Here is a 15,522-nt window from a genome sequence, read left to right as displayed (position 1 = left end):
GCAAAGTTGTGAGGGACCCCATTTGGGGAGGGCGGGCGGATTCTCTACGGTTGGTCCGTGCCTCGCCTGCTTCGACTCGCCGTCATCAGCGGAATCGCCCTCGTCACGGTCCTCGTGGTGATCGCCGGGACCGTGATCTTCGTCGTCCGCCACTCGTTCCCGACGTACGACGGATCGATCGACCTGAACGGCCTCGACGGCGACGTCACCGTGGTCCGGGACGCGAACGCGATCCCGCAGATCTACGCCGACACCCCGGCCGACCTGTTCGCCGCGCAGGGCTACGTGGCCGCGCAGGACCGGTTCTTCGAGATGGACTTCCGCCGGCACGTCACCGCCGGCCGGCTGAGCGAGCTGTTCGGCAAGGACGCGCTCGAGACCGACAAGTTCGTCCGCACGCTGGGCTGGCGGCGGGTGGCCGAGCAGGAGCTGCCGCTGCTGAGCCCGAGCACCCGGGAGTACCTCGACGACTACGCCCGCGGCGTCAATGCGTACCTGTCGACGCACAGCGGCTCCGGCCTCAGCCTGGAGTACGGCGTTCTGTCGCTGCAGCCCGGCGGCCCGAAGAACTACACCCCGGAGCCGTGGACCGCGGCGGATTCGCTGTCCTGGCTCAAGGCGATGGCGTGGGACCTCGGCGGCAACCTGGACGAGGAGATCACCCGGACCAAGCTGCTGGCCGCGTTCCCGGCGCGCAACATCGAGAGCCTCTACCCGCAGTACCCCTACGACCGGAACCAGCCGATCATGTCCAGCGGCTCGATCGGCAAGGACGGCAAGTTCACCACCACGCCGGTCAGCCCGGAGCTGCGCCGCGGGATGCTCACCCAGGGTCTGCTCAAGTCCCTGGACTCGGTGCAGAGCGTCGCCAAGGGCCTGCCCGAGCTGCTCGGCCAGGGCGACGGCGTCGGTTCGAACTCCTGGGTCGTCTCCGGTGACCACACCACCACCGGCAAGCCGCTGCTGGCCAACGATCCGCACCTGGGCGCGACCATGCCGGGCATCTGGACGCAGGTCGGTCTGCACTGCAACAACGTCGGCAAGGACTGCCCGTTCGATGTGTCCGGCTTCAGCTTCTCGGGTCTGCCCGGGGTGGTGATCGGCCACAACAACGCGATCTCCTGGGGCTTCACCAACCTCGACCCGGACGTCCAGGACCTGTACCTGGAGCGCATCGACGGCAACAAAGTCCTCTACAACAACAAGTGGCGCGCGATGAGCACGCGCGAGGAGACGTTCAAGGTGGCCGGCCAGGACGAGCCGGTGAAGATCACCGTCCGCGAGACCCGGCACGGTCCGCTGATCTCGGACGTCGGCGAGGACGAGCGCAAGGTCGGCGAGCAGGCGGCGACGCAGGCGAAGTACCCGACGGCGTACGGCGTCGCGCTGCAGTGGACCGCGCTCAATCCGGGCAAGACCGCCGATGCGCTGTTCGCGATCAACACCGCGCAGAACTGGACCCAGTTCCGGGCCGCGGCGCAACAGTTCCAGGTCCCCTCGCAGAACCTGGTGTACGCCGACACCGACGGCCACATCGGCTACCAGTCGCCCGGTCTGATCCCGATCCGCGCCACCGGTCGCGGTGACTGGCCGGTGCCGGGCTGGGACCCGAAGTACTACTGGAAGGGCTACATACCCTTCGATGCGCTGCCGACCGAGTTCGATCCACCGGGCGGGATCATCGTCACTGCCAACCAGGCAGTGGTGCCGAACACCTACACCTACTACCTGACGAACTCGTGGGACTACGGGTACCGAAGTCAGCAGATCCTCGACCGGATCAAGGCGGCGGGCAAGCTGGATGCGAACGCGATGGCGTCGATCCAGCTGGACACCAAGAACAAGGCCGCCGAGATGCTGGTGCCGTACCTGCTGCGGATCAGCATCGACGACTCGTTCGACAAGCAAGGCCAGGACACCCTACGGAACTGGGACTTCACCCAACCGCCGGACTCCGCCGCGGCCGCGTACTTCAACGTCGTCTGGCGCAATCTGCTCGCGCTGACCTTCCATGACCAGCTCCCGGAGGGCACCTGGCCGGACGGCGGGTCGCGCTGGTTCGAGGTGATCCACAACCTGCTCGGCCAGCCGAACAGCGGCTGGTGGGACAACATCGGCACGCCGCAGAAGGAGAGCCGCGACGACATCCTGCGCGAGTCCCTCGTCAACGCGCGGACCGAGATCACTCAGAAGATGGCGCGCGAGCCGGTCAACTGGCAGTGGGGCAAGCTGCACAAGCTCACGCTGACCAACCAGACGCTGGGCAAGTCCGGGATCGGGCTGGTCGACAAGATCTTCAACCGCGGGCCGTACCAGCTCGGCGGCGGCACGTCGATCGTCGACGCGACCGCCTGGGACGCCTCCGAGGGGTACGACGTGACCGCGACCCCGTCGATGCGGATGGTCGTCGACCTGTCGGACTTCGACCAGTCCCGCTGGGTGAACCTGACCGGTGTCTCCGGGCACGCGTTCTCGTCCAACTACGTCGATCAGACCAAGCTGTGGGTCAAGGGCGAGACGCTGCAGTGGGCTTACACGAAGGGCGCGGTCGAGGCGACCCGCAAGCACTCACTGACCTTCACCAAGCCGGACCGCTAGCTGCTGTCACCAAGCGGGCGTGCTGGCCTCGGCGAAGAGTTCTTCCGGCCAGGTCCAGAGCGCCCGCTGGGTCAGCAGGATCGAGATGGTCCCGTCTGCCGGTGTGGTCGACCACAGCGAGCCGAGACCGCCCGCCCAGCCGTACCGGTCGCTGCCGACGGACACTCCGTAGCCCCAACCGGTCTCCGGCCCGAGGAAGCCGGCCGCCCCCTCCCGCTGCGCCGGTGTGAGCTGGTCGGTCGTCATCTCCACGATGGCGGCCGGAGACAGCAGACCGCCATTCAGCAGCATCCGCGTGAATGCGTGGAAGTCGTCGACGGTCGACACCAGCCCGCCAGCGGCGTCCGGGAACGACGGCGGCGTCAGCCACTGACTTCCCTTCGCCGGATCCAGCACGTCGTCGCCGACGTACGCCGTGGCCAGCCGCTCAGGATCGCTTGCGGTGAACCCCGTGTCGCGCATCCCGAGCGGCTCGAAGATCCGCTCGCGGAGGAACTCCTCCAACGGCTGGTCGGCAACCCGTGCGATGAGTACGCCGAGCACATGCGAGCCCGTCGCGTACAGCCACTGCTCACCCGGCTGGTACTGCAGCGGCAGCGTCCCCAGCCGGCGCATCCACTCGTCCGGCTCCAACGGAGTCCGTGGCAGCGGCGGTCCGAAGGTGTGGAGCTCCAACTCCTCCTCACGCTGCCGCAGCGCCGGGTTGTCCGACTCGCCGAGCCCGAGTCGGAAGGTCAGCAGATCGCGCACCGTGATCGGCCGCGCTGCCGGCACCGTGTCGTCGATCGGCCCGTCCGGCTGCCGCAGTACGGCGGGATGCGCCAGCTCCGGTAGTACGTCCGCGACCGGTGCGTCCATGGACAGCCGGAGCTCGTCGACCAGGATCATGGTCGCGGCTGCCACGATCGGCTTGGTGAACGACGAGACCCGGAACAGGCTGTCCCGCTGCAGCTCCGGGCCGTCGTACTCCATCCGGCCGAGCACCTGCACGTGTGTCTCGTCGCCTCGGCTGGCGAGGCTGATCAGGCCGGGTACGACCCCGTTGTCGACGTACGTCTGCAGCATCAGCTCAGTCCACCAGCGAAAGGCATGTCACGCCACTGTGCTGCGAACATCCGGATCCCCTCGGCCAGTGCCGGCATCTGCGGGACCAGTGGGGTGCAGACGAGGACCTGCAGAGCACGTGCCAAATCCATCACCTGCTGGATCTGCGGGTCGAGTGTCCGAAGACCAGCGGCCCGCGCCGCCTCGTCGTACGCGCGGCAGAGGTCGGGACCGAAGCCGGCGACGTCCCACTCGATCGGTCCGAGCGTCGCGTCCTCGAAGTCGGCCCACAGCGGGCCGTCGACGGTGGTGATCAGGTTCCAGGACGGGGCGTCGCCGTGCACCGGCTGGACGGTCGCTGACGGGAAGGCCGCCTCGAACCCGGCCCGGCTGGTCAGGACAGGCTCCAGCACCTTCCACTCGGCTCTAGCCCGGTCCACGTCCTCCTGCTCCAGCAGACCGGGCACAGCCTCGGCCGCGTCCAGACCAGACCCGATCAGTCGCAGCGGGGTCATCCAGGCCAGCTCTCCCGGGTACTCCGCCAGCTGCGCGTGCAGCTCCGTCACGCGAGCCGTGGCGCCGAAGTAGTCGGGCTCGGCGGTCTGGTCGACTTCGACGTACGTCCAGAAGGTCATGGACAGGCCGTCCTGCTCCACCGACTCGCGCGGCACCAACGGAGTCGGCGGCACCACAGGGACGCCTTGCTCGGCCAGCCAGGTGACCACGTCGAGCTCGCGCTGCTGACGGCGTGCGGCGGGCTCTGGTTCTTCGAGGCCGGCGGGGAGGTTCATCGGGACCCGCGCGACCACTGGTGACGGCTGCAGGTGCACGACCGTCGAGAAGGCGGTGTAGAGCACCCTCGGGTCGGTGACCGTCAGGCCAAGTGCGCGTGCGGCTGTGGCTGCGGCTTCGACCGCGGTCTCAGTCATCTCCTGATCTTCGCAGGGGGATCAAGCGAGTTGGCGTGAGTGCGGCGTCCACCGGCCGGTCGTGGGGGTCGGACGGGAGAGCGTCCACGACCTCCGCGTCGTACACGGCCGCCCAGACCGGCGTACCGGGCCGGATGCGGGCGAGCGCACGGTCGTACGAGCCGCCGCCGCGGCCCAGGCGTACGCCGTCGCGGGCAACGGCTACGGCCGGACAGATGACCAGATCGGCCGTGGCGATGGCTTCCGAGCCCAGATCGATCGGCGGCTCGGACAGACCGAGCCGACCGGGCACCAAGTCGGCCGCACCGGGCGCAATGCCCCAGCCGAGGTCGTTGTCGGCGTACAGGATCGGCAGCAGTACCTCGCGATCCGTTGCGAGCAGCCAGTCGATCAGCGCGCCGGTCTGCGGCTCCGGCCCCATCGAGACGTACAGCGCGACCCGGTGGACGTCGGGCAGCACCTGCTTGGCGCAGGCCAGCAGCCCTTCCGCATGCGGGCGCTGCCCCCGGGTACCGAGGAAGTGATGCCTCGCCATGGCTTTCGACTGGAACACCATCTGATCGTATGAGCGTGACGCGGACAACACTGGTATTAGCGGCTGTCCCCTAGGGTTGGTGCATGAGTGAGGTGGGTCTCAGACAAGCGCAGGAGAAGATGCGCGCGGCCGGTGCTGCCGACGTTGCAATACGCGTCTTCACGCACTATTACCGGCTGCTCGAATCGGGACAGCAGGGCAAGCTGCACGAGTCCGACATCGAGCCGGTAGGCGACCTGCCGCATCTCGACCACCTGGACCCCGACCCCGAGGCCATGCGCGCCGCGCTCGACGGGACCGTGGTGATCAAGCTCAACGGCGGCCTGGGTACGTCGATGGGCGTCACCGGCCCGAAGTCGGCGCTCCAGGTCAAGGACGGGCTGAGCTTCCTCGACATCATCGCCCGCCAGATCCTGAGCACCCGGCGCAAGTACGACGTACCGCTGCCGCTGGTGCTGATGAACTCGTTCCGAACCAAGACCGAGTCGCTGCAGATCCTGAGCGAGTACGACGGCCTCGCGATCGACGGCCTGCCGCTCGACTTCATGCAGAACATGGAGCCGAAGCTGCTCGCCGACGACCTGACGCCGGCCGAGTGGGAGCCGGACCCGGAGCTGGCCTGGTGCCCGCCGGGCCATGGCGACCTGTTCACCGCGATGGTTGCCTCCGGCACCCTTGACGCCCTCCGCGAGCACGGCTTCCGGCACGCCTTCATCTCCAACGCCGACAACCTCGGCGCGACGCCCGATCCCCGGATCGCCGCGTGGATGGCGGAACATACCGTACCGTTTGGTATGGAGGTCTGCCGGCGCACGAGGTCGGACCGCAAGGGCGGCCACGTGGCGGTGCGCAAGTCCGACGGCCGGCTGATCCTGCGCGACAGCGCGCAGGTCGCCGACGACGACACGCAGTACTTCCAGGACATCACCCGGCACAAGACCTTCAACACCAACAACCTGTGGATCGACCTGGACCGGCTCGCCGAGCTGATGGACGGGCACGACGGGATCCTCGGCCTGCCGATCATCGTGAACCGCAAGACCGTCGACCCGGCCGATTCCTCGTCGCCGAAGGTGATCCAGCTGGAGACCGCGATGGGTACCGCGATCGAGACCTTCGAGGGCTCGCAGGCGGTGCTGGTCGACCGGAGCCGGTTCAAGCCGGTGAAGACCACGAACGACCTGCTCGTACTGCGTTCCGACGTGTACGAACTGGACGAGGCCGGTGACCTGACCACGACGCACCAGGGCGACGAGCCGTACGTCGACCTGGACCCGGAGTACTTCAAGATCCTCGCTGACTTCGACGCCCGCTTCCCGGCCGGACCGCCGTCGCTGGTCCGGGCCGACCGGCTCGAGGTGCGCGGTGACGTTGCCTTCGGCAAAGATGTGGTCGTTGTCGGCGAGGTCGAGGTGGAGGCGCCGGCCGGCGAGCGCCGGGTGATCCCGGACGGGACCGAGCTGAGCAGCTGAACGCTTCGGGGGGAGTGCGATGGACGACCTGCTGATCAGGCCGTTGGAGCCGTCCGACACGGACGAGGCCGCCGCGGTCTGGTGGCGCTCGCGGCACGCGGACTCCGAGCTGCTGCCGCCCGCGATCCACACCGCCACGGAGGTGGCGACCTGGTTCGCTGAAGTGCTGCTGCCGGACGCCCAGACCTGGGTGGTGCTCGACGCCGATCGGATCGTCGCGGTGCTGACCCTCGACGGCGACGACCTGGACCAGCTGTACGTCGTACCGGAGGCTGCCGGCCAGGGCATCGGATCGACCCTCGTCGGCCTCGCCAAGGACCTCCGCCCGGGCGGTCTGGCGCTGTGGACCTTCCAGACCAACACCCGGGCCCAGACCTTCTACCGGTCCCACGGCTTCATCGAGGTACGCCGCACCGACGGCACTGCCAACGAGGAACGCGCCCCCGATGTGCGCATGACCTGGGGGAACCACCCGGAGGCTGTGGATTAGGGTCAGGTTCGTGAGACGGACTGTTGATGAGCATCTGGAGGCTGTGCTCGGGCGGGTGACGGCGCTGCCCGCGTTCGACCAGCCGCTGATGGACGCGCTCGGGCTGGTGCTGTGTGAGGACATCGTCTCCGGGGTGAGTCTGCCCGGGTTCGACAACTCGGCCATGGACGGGTACGCCGTTCAGGCCGGTGACCTGGCCGGGGCCTCAGACGAGAACCCGATCAGCCTGCCGGTGGTGGGGGAGTTCCGGGCCGGGCGGAGCGAGCCGATCGTGGTGACCCCTGGTACCTGCGTGCGGATCATGACCGGTGCGCCGATGCCGCGCGGCGCCGACAGCGTCGTACCGGTCGAGTGGACCGACGGCGGGACGGTCAACGTCCGCATCGTCCAGCAGCCGCCGGTCGGGGGCTCGGTGCGGCATGCCGGCGAGGACGTGACGGCCGGAGTGCAGGTGCTCGACCGCGACACCATCCTCGGTCCGCGGCAGATCGCCGTACTCGCAGCGGTCGGCCGGGCGCGGGTGAAGGCCCGTCCGCGGCCGCGGGTCGTGGTGATCTCTACCGGGGCCGAGCTGCGTGAGCCGGGGAGCCGACTGGGCGACGGGCAGATCTACGACTCGAACAGCTACACCATGGCGGCGTGCGCGCGGGACGCCGGAGCGGTGGTGTATCGCGTCGGCATCGTCGACGACGACCCCAAGCGGATCATGGACACCCTCTCCGACCAGCTGGTGCGGGCTGACCTGGTCATCACCACGGGTGGCGTCAGCATGGGCGCGTACGACGTGGTGAAGGAGGAGCTGTCCAAGCTGGGCACAGTGGACTTCCCGCAGGTCGCTATGCAGCCTGGGAAGCCGCAGGGGTTCGGTGTGATCGGTGAGGACGAGGTGCCGATCTTCACGCTGCCCGGCAACCCGGTGTCGGCGTACGTGTCGTTCGAGGTGTTCGTACGGCCCGCCCTGCGCAAGCTGATGGGCCAGATGCCGTACCGGAGGGCGCTGGTCCCTGGGGTGACGCTGGATGGGTTCAGCTCGCCCGCTGGGCGACGGCAGTTCGTCCGCGCTGCGGCCACCTCCGGCGACGAGGGCTGGATGGCCAGTACAGTCGGCGGGCACGGCTCGCACCTGCTCGGCGGGTTGAGCCGTGCGAACGCACTGATCGTGGTGCCCGAGGACGTAACAACCGTCCGGGCCGGCGACCGCGTAGAGCTGATGGTGCTGGATGAGGAGACCGGATGACCGAACCGCCCGCCGGGCTGACCCACGTCGACGAGACCGGGGCCGCGCGGATGGTCGACGTCTCGGCCAAGGAGGCAGGCAGCCGTCGAGCAGTTGCCAGCGGCAAGGTTCTGGTCTCGGCCGAGGTGGTGGCCGCGCTGCGCGGGGACGGCGTACCGAAGGGTGACGCGCTCGGTGTCGCCCGGATCGCCGGGATCATGGGCGCGAAGCGGACGCCGGACCTGGTGCCGCTGTGCCATCCGATCGCGATCACCGGCGCCAAGGTCGACCTCGAGGTCGCGGACGACGCCGTCCTGATCCGCGCGCAGGTGAAGACGACCGACCGCACCGGTGTCGAGATGGAGGCATTGACCGCGGTCGCGGTCGCAGGGCTCGCCGTCATCGACATGGTGAAGGCGCTGGATCCGGCGGCGGTGCTGTCCGACGTACGGGTGGAGTTGAAAGAGGGCGGCAAGACCGGGCACTGGGAGCGGCCGTGAGAGCTCTTGTCGTCAGCGTGTCCAACCGTGCGGCCGCTGGCATCTATACCGACACCACTGGTCCACTGATCGCGTCCCGGTTGGCGGACTGGGGTTTTGAGGTGTCTGGGCCGTCTGTCGTCCCGGATGGCCCGCCCGTCGGCGATGCGCTGCGTGCAGCTGTCGAGGCGTCGTACGACGTTGTGCTGACGACAGGTGGCACTGGGATCTCGCCGACCGACGAGACGCCCGAGCAGACGGCTGGTGTGTTGTCGAAGGTCGTGCCGGGGATTGCGGAAGCGATCCGGGCGTACGGCATTGCCAACGGAGTACCGACGGCCGCACTGTCGCGTGGGCTCGCCGGCGTTGCCGGTAGTACGGTCATCGTCAACCTGCCCGGATCACGTGGCGGGGTGAAGGACGGTCTCGCCGTACTGGAGCCGCTGCTGCGACATGCGGTGGAGCAGGTGCACGGTGGGGACCACGTGCGGACGGACACCGACTGATGGCGATCGTGCACTGGCCTGTCGAGCTGCAGCACGGACAGGTCGGGCTGCGGCCGCTGCGGGCAGGCGACGGAGCCGAGTGGGCTGCTGCACGCCAGCGGAACGTCAGCTGGCTACGGCCCTGGGACGCGACCCAGCCGCCCGGCGCCGAGGACGGTGCACGCACGTTCCGCTCCATGGCACGCGACTGGAACCGGCAGGCCAGGTACGGACGGATGCTGCCGTTCGTCATCACGTACGGCGGCGCCGCGGGCGTCGGCGTGCGATCGAAGTGGCCCCTGGTCGGACAGCTCACCGTGTCCGGCATCACCTACGGCTCGGCCCGCTGGGCGAACCTCGGCTACTGGGTCGACGAGCAGTACGCCGGTCGCGGGATCGTGCCGACGGCAGTGGCGATGGCGGCCGACCACTGCTGGTTCACCCTCGGCCTGCACCGGATCGAAGTCGCGATTCGCCCGGAGAACAAGGCAAGTCTGCGCGTCGTGGACAAGCTCGGCTTCCGGTACGAAGGCGAGCGGCCGAGGTTCCTGCACATCGACGGCGACTGGCGCGACCACCGCATCTTCGCGCTCAACGTCGAAGAGGTCGGGCCCGGTCTCGTATCGCGCTTGCGCTGACTACCCTGCGTGCTATTCACATCAGTCACACGAGTCTTCTTGCGACACACCGTCCCACGTACCTCATCTGGCCCCCGCCGCACCTTAGCGTCGTCGCATGGGGACGACAGGGCTGATCTATGTGGCGATCGTCGCCGCCTGGGCTGCCTACCTCGTCCCGATGTGGCTGAAGCGAGGCGACGAGGCGCGGCGGCAACCAGTGGTGCCGTCGTCCGCCGAGGCGCGGGTGCTCTCACGCGACCCGGCCCGGCCGCGGTACGTCGTACGCCCACCGGTCGCCGTCACGGCTGACGACTCGTCGCCGCCGAAGCGGTACGTTCCCAACCGAGCCCGCCGGGTGGCCGCAATGCGCCGTCGGCGGGTGCTGTCGATCCTGACGCTTTCACTGCTGTCGGTCGTCGCCCTCGCCGGACTCGCGATGGTGCCCTGGTGGTCGGTCGCGATCCCCGGGGCGTCGATCCTCGGCTTCGTCGTACTCACCCGCGTGCAACTGCGACGCCAGGCACGGTCGCGCGCCCGGATCGCCGCGGCACGCCGTACCCGCCTGCAGGCCCAGCACGACCGCGGCCCGGCTGGGAAGCCCGCGCCGTCCCCCGACGACGAGATGACCATCGAGGTCAAGCTCCCCGCCGCGCCGGCGCCCGCCAAGCCCGTCGAGAAGCCTGCTGCCGAAGGGCTCTGGGACCCGGTGCCGGTGACGCTCCCGACGTACGTCCTGAAGGAGAAGGCACCCGACCGGACGGTGCGCACAATCTCCCTCACCGACGACGAAGTCTTCTCCAGCGCCCGGACGACGGACCCCGCCGAGAAGCCCGTCGTCGCCGAGCCCGCCAAGCCCGAAGAACCCGAGGTGAAACGGGCCGTCGGCGACTGATATCCGGTTTTAGAGTCCGGGGCTCTACGTGTTAGAGTTTCGCGGTCGCCAAGGGAAACCAAGGCGGCCAACTCGGGGCTGTGGCGCAGTTGGTAGCGCGCTTCGTTCGCAACGAAGAGGCCAGGGGTTCGAATCCCCTCAGCTCCACGAGGGTGATGGGCGAGGTGTGTCGCGCAGTTCCTGCGCTGACCGCCTCGCCCTCGTTATTTGTGCGGCTGCGCTTCGCTCGCCGCCGGCGGGGGCTTCGCCACCCGCACCCCCCTGGAAGTCGTGACGGCCGTGAACGTGGCAGCTAGGCGGTCTCGGAGGGGAGCTGGAGTCTGGCCAGCAGCCCGATGTGGTCCGAGAGGTAACCCGAACCGCTGGGTAGCAGGTGCTTACCGGTGAACAGCACGTCTGTCTCGTCGACGGCGATCGCCTCGGCGACGAGGATGAAATCGATGCAGTGCGGTGTCTTGCCCGGTGGCAGATAGTCGGCATGGAATGTTGGTGGGCACTGGCCGTCGAACGCATCGCGCAGACCGGACCGCCGTCGAAGTTCGGCGTGCAGCGAGCTCGCTCTGGCGACGTTGAAGTCTCCACAGACGACAGCGGGTGAACTGTCGGCAGTTACCGCCTGCGCGAGCGCGGTGAGTTGGTCGCGCTGCAGCTGACGGAAACGATTGTGTTCCGACCAGTCGCCGTCGGTGTTGGCAGTCGGGTGAATATTGAGTACGCGGACTCCGCTGTCGGCCGGCCGAACGGTGAGCATCCTGCTGTGGAGGGCGTTGAGCCGGGCGCGAGCAGGAATTCCTGAGTGGCGCGACGGTCGCGGGAGGCGGGTGTACGTCGTGCCGGCCAACCGCAGGCGCGACAGCGTGACCAGGCCGCCGGCAGGTCCGGCCACGGAGGGCCGGTAGGCCACATGCGGAAAGGACGGCATCCCTTGTCGAAGTTGTGACAGGTGGTGGTACGCGAAGATTTCCTGGAGGCAGACCAGCTCGATGTCACCGGCGTCGAACTGGGCAGCGATTGCGGCGAGCCGCTCGGCGGTGCGGGCACCCTTCAACGCAAGCCCATGCACGTTCAGGCTGGCGACTGTCAGACGCATGGCCATGGTGTGGCACATCGTAACCATCGAGGACGGCCGCACTACCGATCCGGGTGGATGCCAAAGCGTGTGCCGAGCTCTCGCAACTTCGCACCGGCCTGGTAGCCGGCGATCGTTTGAGCTCTCTGTTCGGCGTCGAGCTTGGCCGGACTACTTCTTCGCTTGTGCAGCGCCGTTTAGGGCTAGGTCCAGGATGGTGTCTACCTGGGTTTTGGTGACGGGGCGGGTGTGTAGGAGTAGGCGGTAGTAGAGGGGGGCGTAGAGGAGCTCTACCAGGTCGGCCAGGTCTACGTCTTGGCGGAGTTCGCCTGCTGATTGGGCCTTGGTCAGGCGTTCTATGCAGAGGTCCACGCGGGGTTTGATGATGGATGCGACGACGGCCTTGGCGATGTCGGGGTCGCTTTGGGCGGCGGCTATCAGGCCCTTGCTGTAGGCGGCGAACATGGGGCTGGCGAAGGCCTGGGCGACCTGGGTCATCTGGGTGCGGAGGTCGGCTTCGAGGTTGCCGGTGTCGGGGAAGTCTAGGGTGCTGCGGCCACGCTCCTCGATCGCTTCGAGGAGGATGGCGGCCTTCGAGGGCCACCAGCGGTAGATCGTCTGCTTGCCGACGCCGGCGCGTTTGGCGATGCCCTCCATGGTCAGGCCGGCGTACAGCTGCTCGCCGCACAGCTCGAGCGCCGCGTCCAGGATCGCCTGCCGGGCGCGCTCGCTCCGCCGGTCGGGGTTGGGCGCCGAACGGGCTGCGGGAGTCGAGGGTGTCGCCATACGTCCGAAGCCTACACGAGACGAGACGTTGTGTCTTGACAACGGCTTTCGGCGAGACTTAGCGTCTCGCCATGAGACGAGACGTCTCGTCAACTTCGAGGGAGGAACCGCCGTGTCCGAAGTCGTGATTCGCAGGTATGCGGGGCTGTTCGGGGTCATCGCGAGCGCATTGATCGTGGTCCAGGTGCCGCTGTACTTCCTCTACTCCGGCGCCCCGCCGGACTGGAACATCCTGACTCGCAGCCTGATCGGGATCGTGGGCTGCGTGTTCTACATCCTGTTCTTCACCGGCCTGCGTCAGTTGATCCATCAGGTCGACGTCGCGTCGGACTGGATCGCGGGCGTGATCCAGACGGCCGGTCTGCTCTGGGTGGCGATGGTGTTCGTGCCGCAGTCGATGGAGGCCGGCGCCGCGATCGTCACCGACCATGACATCGACACCACGAAGGAGGGCCCGTTCGCGGGAGCGCAGTATCTGATGCAGGGGCTGATCTCACGCCTGCTGATGGGGTTGTTCCTGATCGCACTCGGGATCGTCGTCTACCGGTTGCGGTTGCTGCCGAAGTGGGTGGGATGGTCGGCGTTCGTGCTCGCGGCGATCAACCTCGCCTTCGTCCCGGCCATCTACTTCGGCGACAATCCGTCGAACTTCTACGCCGTCCAAGGCTGGGGTACGACGGCCAGCATGGGCGCACTGTGGAGCTGGTGGACGCTTGCCGTGAGCATCAGCATCCTCCGCAGTTCCCGCCGTACTGCGGTCGTCGCGCGGCCCAGGCAAGCGCCGGTCCCGGCCGCGGCCGGCTGATACCGAAGCGGGTAGGTGCCTGAGGCAAGGATCTTGGGCGCCTACCCGAGCGAGGCGCTGGCCGTGCGGAGTTCGGCGAGGGCGGTCAGCACGTGTGGCGCCAGCCCGTCCTCGTCGTGGTCGAGCTCCATCCAGGCGGCGTATCCGCGCTTGAATGCGAGTACGCCGAGTTCGGCGGCGAGGTGGGCGAGCGGATCCGGTACGCCGCGCTCGAGCAGCGCATCCGCCATGGCCTTCGCGAGGCCGACGCTCTTGAGGGCGTCGCGTTCCTGGAGCTCGGTGCTGGCGGCGATGGCTGCTTTGAGGCGGGGGCCCAGTTCGCGGTTCATCGGGCCCATCGCGTTCGAGGCGCGCTCGAGTCCGGCCGCGATCGCATCGAGCGGGCCGGCGTCGTCGGGGGCCTCGGCGATCCCCTCGATCAGGAGGCGGCAGAGGGTTTCCTGGCCGGCCACCAGGAGTTCGCGTTTGTCGGGGAAGTGGCGGAAGAAAGTGCTCTTCGTGACACCTGCTTTTTCGGCGATCTCGGCGACCGTGGTCGCGTCGTAGCCCTGGTCGGCGAACAGGTCTACTGCTGCGACGACCAGTCGTTCGCGCGCGCCGGGTTGCCATCGAGCCATGGGGCGATTGTAGGTGATGGGACCTTTGTCTCGTCAGTGCTACTGTGATGGGACAAAGGTCCCATCACGCTGAGGAGCGTCTGATGCAGGTATTCATCACTGGTGGAAGCGGACTGATCGGCTCGGCCGTTGTTCGGGAGCTGCTCGGCAACGGGCATACCGTCCTCGCGCTCGCACGGTCCGGCGCGGGTGTGTCGGCGCTGCAGGAGGCTGGTGCCGCGGTCGTTCGCGGGAGCCTTGCCGATCTGGATGTACTCCGGGCCGGTGCTGCTGAGTCTGGCGGCGTGATTCACCTTGCCTTTAGCAACGACTTCAGCAGTCCGGAGGCGTTGGCTGCGGGAGTCGCTGAAGAGGGGGCCGCGCTTGCGGTGTTGGGGGAGGCGTTGGTGGGGAGTGGCCGTCCGTTAGTGACGGTCTCGGGTACGCCGTGGGTGGCCGGGCGGATGTCGACCGAAGCGGATCCGCTGCCTCTTGATGGGCCCGTCGGTGGGCGTGGGCGTTCTGTGATGGGCGTGCTCGGGCTGGCGGAGCGTGGGGTGCGGAGTGCCGCCGTACGCATGCCGCGGACTGTTCACAATCAAGGGACTGGTGGATTTGCCGGACTGCTGACCGAGATTGCCCGGCGGACTGGAGTGTCCGGTTACCCCGGTGATGGCACGCAGCGGTGGCCGGCTGTGCATGCGCTGGACGCGGCCGTGCTGTTTCGACTGGTGCTGGAGAACGCGCCGGCCGGGACCGCGTGGCATGCCGTGGACGACGAGGGCGACGCCGTACGCGACATTGCCGCGGTAATCGGCCGACGGCTCGGGTTGCCGGTCGAGGCTGTGCCGGAGGAGACGTACGGCCCGCTCGGCCCGATCTTCGCCAGCGACCAGCCCGCGTCCAGTGCGCACACCCGGGATGTCCTCGGCTGGAAGCCTGAGCATCCGAATCTGTTGGCGGACTTGGAGAATCTTCGGCCCTGAGTTGTCTCAGGTTGAGAATCGCGGCAGCTAATCTTGACTCGTTCCAGAAAACGGGGAAGACTCTGGGGCGTGCCGACGGTGGATGAGCTCCAGGGGTTGTTGCGTGGGGCTTCGTTGCGGGTGACTCGGCCGCGGGTGGCGGTGCTGGCCGCGGTGTACGAGCATCCGCATGCGGACACGGACTCGATTATCGGTGCCGTGCGCAACGAATTGCCCCAGGCGTCGCACCAGGCCGTGTACGACTCGCTGCACACGTTGACGGCGGCGGGCCTGGTGCGGCGGATCCAGCCGCTGGGGTCGGTCGCGCGGTACGAGTCGCGCGTGGGTGACAACCATCACCACGCGGTCTGTCGCTCGTGCGGGACCATCGCCGACGTCGACTGTGCGGTCGGGCACGCGCCCTGCCTGACCGCGTCCGAGGACCACGGGTTCGTCATCGACGAGGCCGAGGTCATCTATTGGGGGCTGTGCGCCGACTGCTCACGCCGTACCTGATCTTTCCGTTGAAGAACGTCCAGTC

Annotated in this window: 17 protein-coding genes and 1 tRNA gene; 12 read left to right on the top strand and 6 right to left on the bottom strand. The window is 68.1% G+C overall.

What is annotated here, in order from left to right; genetic code table 11:
* Window positions 1-57: 57 nt before the first annotated feature.
* The gene (locus tag ACIA58_RS37340) at window positions 58-2,598 is read left to right on the top strand and encodes a penicillin acylase family protein (RefSeq protein ID WP_396408576.1); all 2,541 of its coding nucleotides are present in this window, start codon (window positions 58-60) and stop codon (window positions 2,596-2,598) included.
* 6 nt (window positions 2,599-2,604) lie between these two features.
* On the opposite strand, the gene ACIA58_RS37335 is transcribed toward ACIA58_RS37340, so the two are convergent.
* Genes ACIA58_RS37335 through ACIA58_RS37325 form a run of 3 tightly spaced genes read right to left on the bottom strand, consistent with a single transcriptional unit; the run spans window position 2,605 to window position 5,106 of the window.
* Window positions 2,605-3,663 (bottom strand): serine hydrolase domain-containing protein, encoded by a 1,059-nt coding sequence (locus ACIA58_RS37335; RefSeq protein ID WP_396408575.1) that lies wholly within the window; start codon window positions 3,661-3,663, stop codon window positions 2,605-2,607.
* Window positions 3,663-4,571 (bottom strand): phosphotransferase, encoded by a 909-nt coding sequence (locus ACIA58_RS37330; protein ID WP_396408574.1) that lies wholly within the window; start codon window positions 4,569-4,571, stop codon window positions 3,663-3,665. The genes ACIA58_RS37335 and ACIA58_RS37330 overlap by 1 nt, the downstream gene beginning before the upstream one ends.
* Window positions 4,564-5,106, bottom strand: coding sequence for a 5-formyltetrahydrofolate cyclo-ligase (locus tag ACIA58_RS37325; RefSeq protein WP_396408573.1), 543 nt, complete (start codon window positions 5,104-5,106; stop codon window positions 4,564-4,566). Before ACIA58_RS37325 ends, ACIA58_RS37330 begins: the two co-directional genes overlap by 8 nt.
* A gap of 83 nt (window positions 5,107-5,189) precedes the next feature.
* Between ACIA58_RS37325 and ACIA58_RS37320 the strand changes: the two genes are divergently transcribed.
* From ACIA58_RS37320 to ACIA58_RS37285, 8 genes are all read left to right on the top strand, one after another.
* A complete protein-coding gene (locus tag ACIA58_RS37320; protein WP_396408572.1) occupies window positions 5,190-6,578 on the top strand; it encodes a UTP--glucose-1-phosphate uridylyltransferase in 1,389 nt (462 codons plus the stop codon).
* Window positions 6,579-6,597: 19 nt separating this feature from the next.
* Window positions 6,598-7,068 (top strand): GNAT family N-acetyltransferase, encoded by a 471-nt coding sequence (locus tag ACIA58_RS37315; RefSeq protein WP_396408571.1) that lies wholly within the window; start codon window positions 6,598-6,600, stop codon window positions 7,066-7,068.
* A gap of 10 nt (window positions 7,069-7,078) precedes the next feature.
* Window positions 7,079-8,305 (top strand): gephyrin-like molybdotransferase Glp, encoded by a 1,227-nt coding sequence (glp, locus tag ACIA58_RS37310; RefSeq protein ID WP_396408570.1) that lies wholly within the window; start codon window positions 7,079-7,081, stop codon window positions 8,303-8,305.
* Window positions 8,302-8,784 carry a cyclic pyranopterin monophosphate synthase MoaC gene (gene moaC, locus ACIA58_RS37305; RefSeq protein ID WP_396408569.1) on the top strand — a complete coding sequence of 161 codons (483 nt, stop codon included), beginning with the start codon at window positions 8,302-8,304 and terminating at the stop codon, window positions 8,782-8,784. Before glp ends, moaC begins: the two co-directional genes overlap by 4 nt.
* A complete protein-coding gene (locus ACIA58_RS37300) occupies window positions 8,781-9,269 on the top strand; it encodes a molybdenum cofactor biosynthesis protein B (RefSeq protein WP_396408568.1) in 489 nt (162 codons plus the stop codon). The genes moaC and ACIA58_RS37300 overlap by 4 nt, the downstream gene beginning before the upstream one ends.
* Window positions 9,269-9,886 (top strand): GNAT family N-acetyltransferase, encoded by a 618-nt coding sequence (locus ACIA58_RS37295; protein WP_396408567.1) that lies wholly within the window; start codon window positions 9,269-9,271, stop codon window positions 9,884-9,886. The genes ACIA58_RS37300 and ACIA58_RS37295 overlap by 1 nt, the downstream gene beginning before the upstream one ends.
* 97 nt (window positions 9,887-9,983) lie before the next feature.
* Complete coding sequence (locus ACIA58_RS37290; RefSeq protein WP_396408566.1) at window positions 9,984-10,760, top strand: hypothetical protein; 777 nt, start codon at window positions 9,984-9,986, stop codon at window positions 10,758-10,760.
* Between the two features lie 74 nt (window positions 10,761-10,834).
* A tRNA-Ala gene (locus ACIA58_RS37285) sits at window positions 10,835-10,907 on the top strand.
* Window positions 10,908-11,052: 145 nt separating this feature from the next.
* Here ACIA58_RS37285 and ACIA58_RS37280 read toward each other — a convergent pair.
* Together ACIA58_RS37280 and ACIA58_RS37275 are read right to left on the bottom strand one after the other, a co-directional pair.
* Window positions 11,053-11,892: an endonuclease/exonuclease/phosphatase family protein gene (locus ACIA58_RS37280; RefSeq protein WP_396408565.1), complete on the bottom strand. Its 840-nt coding sequence runs from the start codon at window positions 11,890-11,892 to the stop codon at window positions 11,053-11,055.
* A 108-nt stretch (window positions 11,893-12,000) separates the two neighbouring features.
* Entirely contained in the window at window positions 12,001-12,615 is a 615-nt protein-coding gene (locus ACIA58_RS37275; protein ID WP_396408564.1) for a TetR/AcrR family transcriptional regulator, read from the bottom strand.
* A 112-nt stretch (window positions 12,616-12,727) separates the two neighbouring features.
* On the opposite strand from ACIA58_RS37275, the gene ACIA58_RS37270 reads away from it, so the two are divergent.
* Window positions 12,728-13,420 (top strand): hypothetical protein, encoded by a 693-nt coding sequence (locus ACIA58_RS37270; protein ID WP_396408563.1) that lies wholly within the window; start codon window positions 12,728-12,730, stop codon window positions 13,418-13,420.
* Between the two features lie 41 nt (window positions 13,421-13,461).
* Here the strand turns inward: ACIA58_RS37270 and ACIA58_RS37265 are convergent, their stop codons facing one another.
* On the bottom strand, window positions 13,462-14,037 hold the full coding sequence (locus ACIA58_RS37265; protein WP_396408562.1) for a TetR/AcrR family transcriptional regulator: 576 nt from the start codon (window positions 14,035-14,037) through the stop codon (window positions 13,462-13,464).
* Window positions 14,038-14,120: 83 nt separating this feature from the next.
* Here ACIA58_RS37265 and ACIA58_RS37260 point away from each other — a divergent pair, with 83 nt between their 5' ends.
* A complete protein-coding gene (locus ACIA58_RS37260; RefSeq protein ID WP_396408561.1) occupies window positions 14,121-15,002 on the top strand; it encodes an SDR family oxidoreductase in 882 nt (293 codons plus the stop codon).
* 69 nt (window positions 15,003-15,071) lie between these two features.
* On the top strand, window positions 15,072-15,497 hold the full coding sequence (locus ACIA58_RS37255) for a Fur family transcriptional regulator (RefSeq protein ID WP_396408560.1): 426 nt from the start codon (window positions 15,072-15,074) through the stop codon (window positions 15,495-15,497).
* Window positions 15,498-15,522: the final 25 nt, after the last annotated feature.

The sequence above is a fragment of the Kribbella sp. NPDC051586 genome (assembly GCF_044453965.1).
In the GTDB taxonomy this organism is placed as follows: Bacteria; Actinomycetota; Actinomycetes; order Propionibacteriales; family Kribbellaceae; genus Kribbella.
Note: the sequence above shows the minus strand (reverse complement) of the source record. Positions and strands in the feature narration are given on the sequence as shown.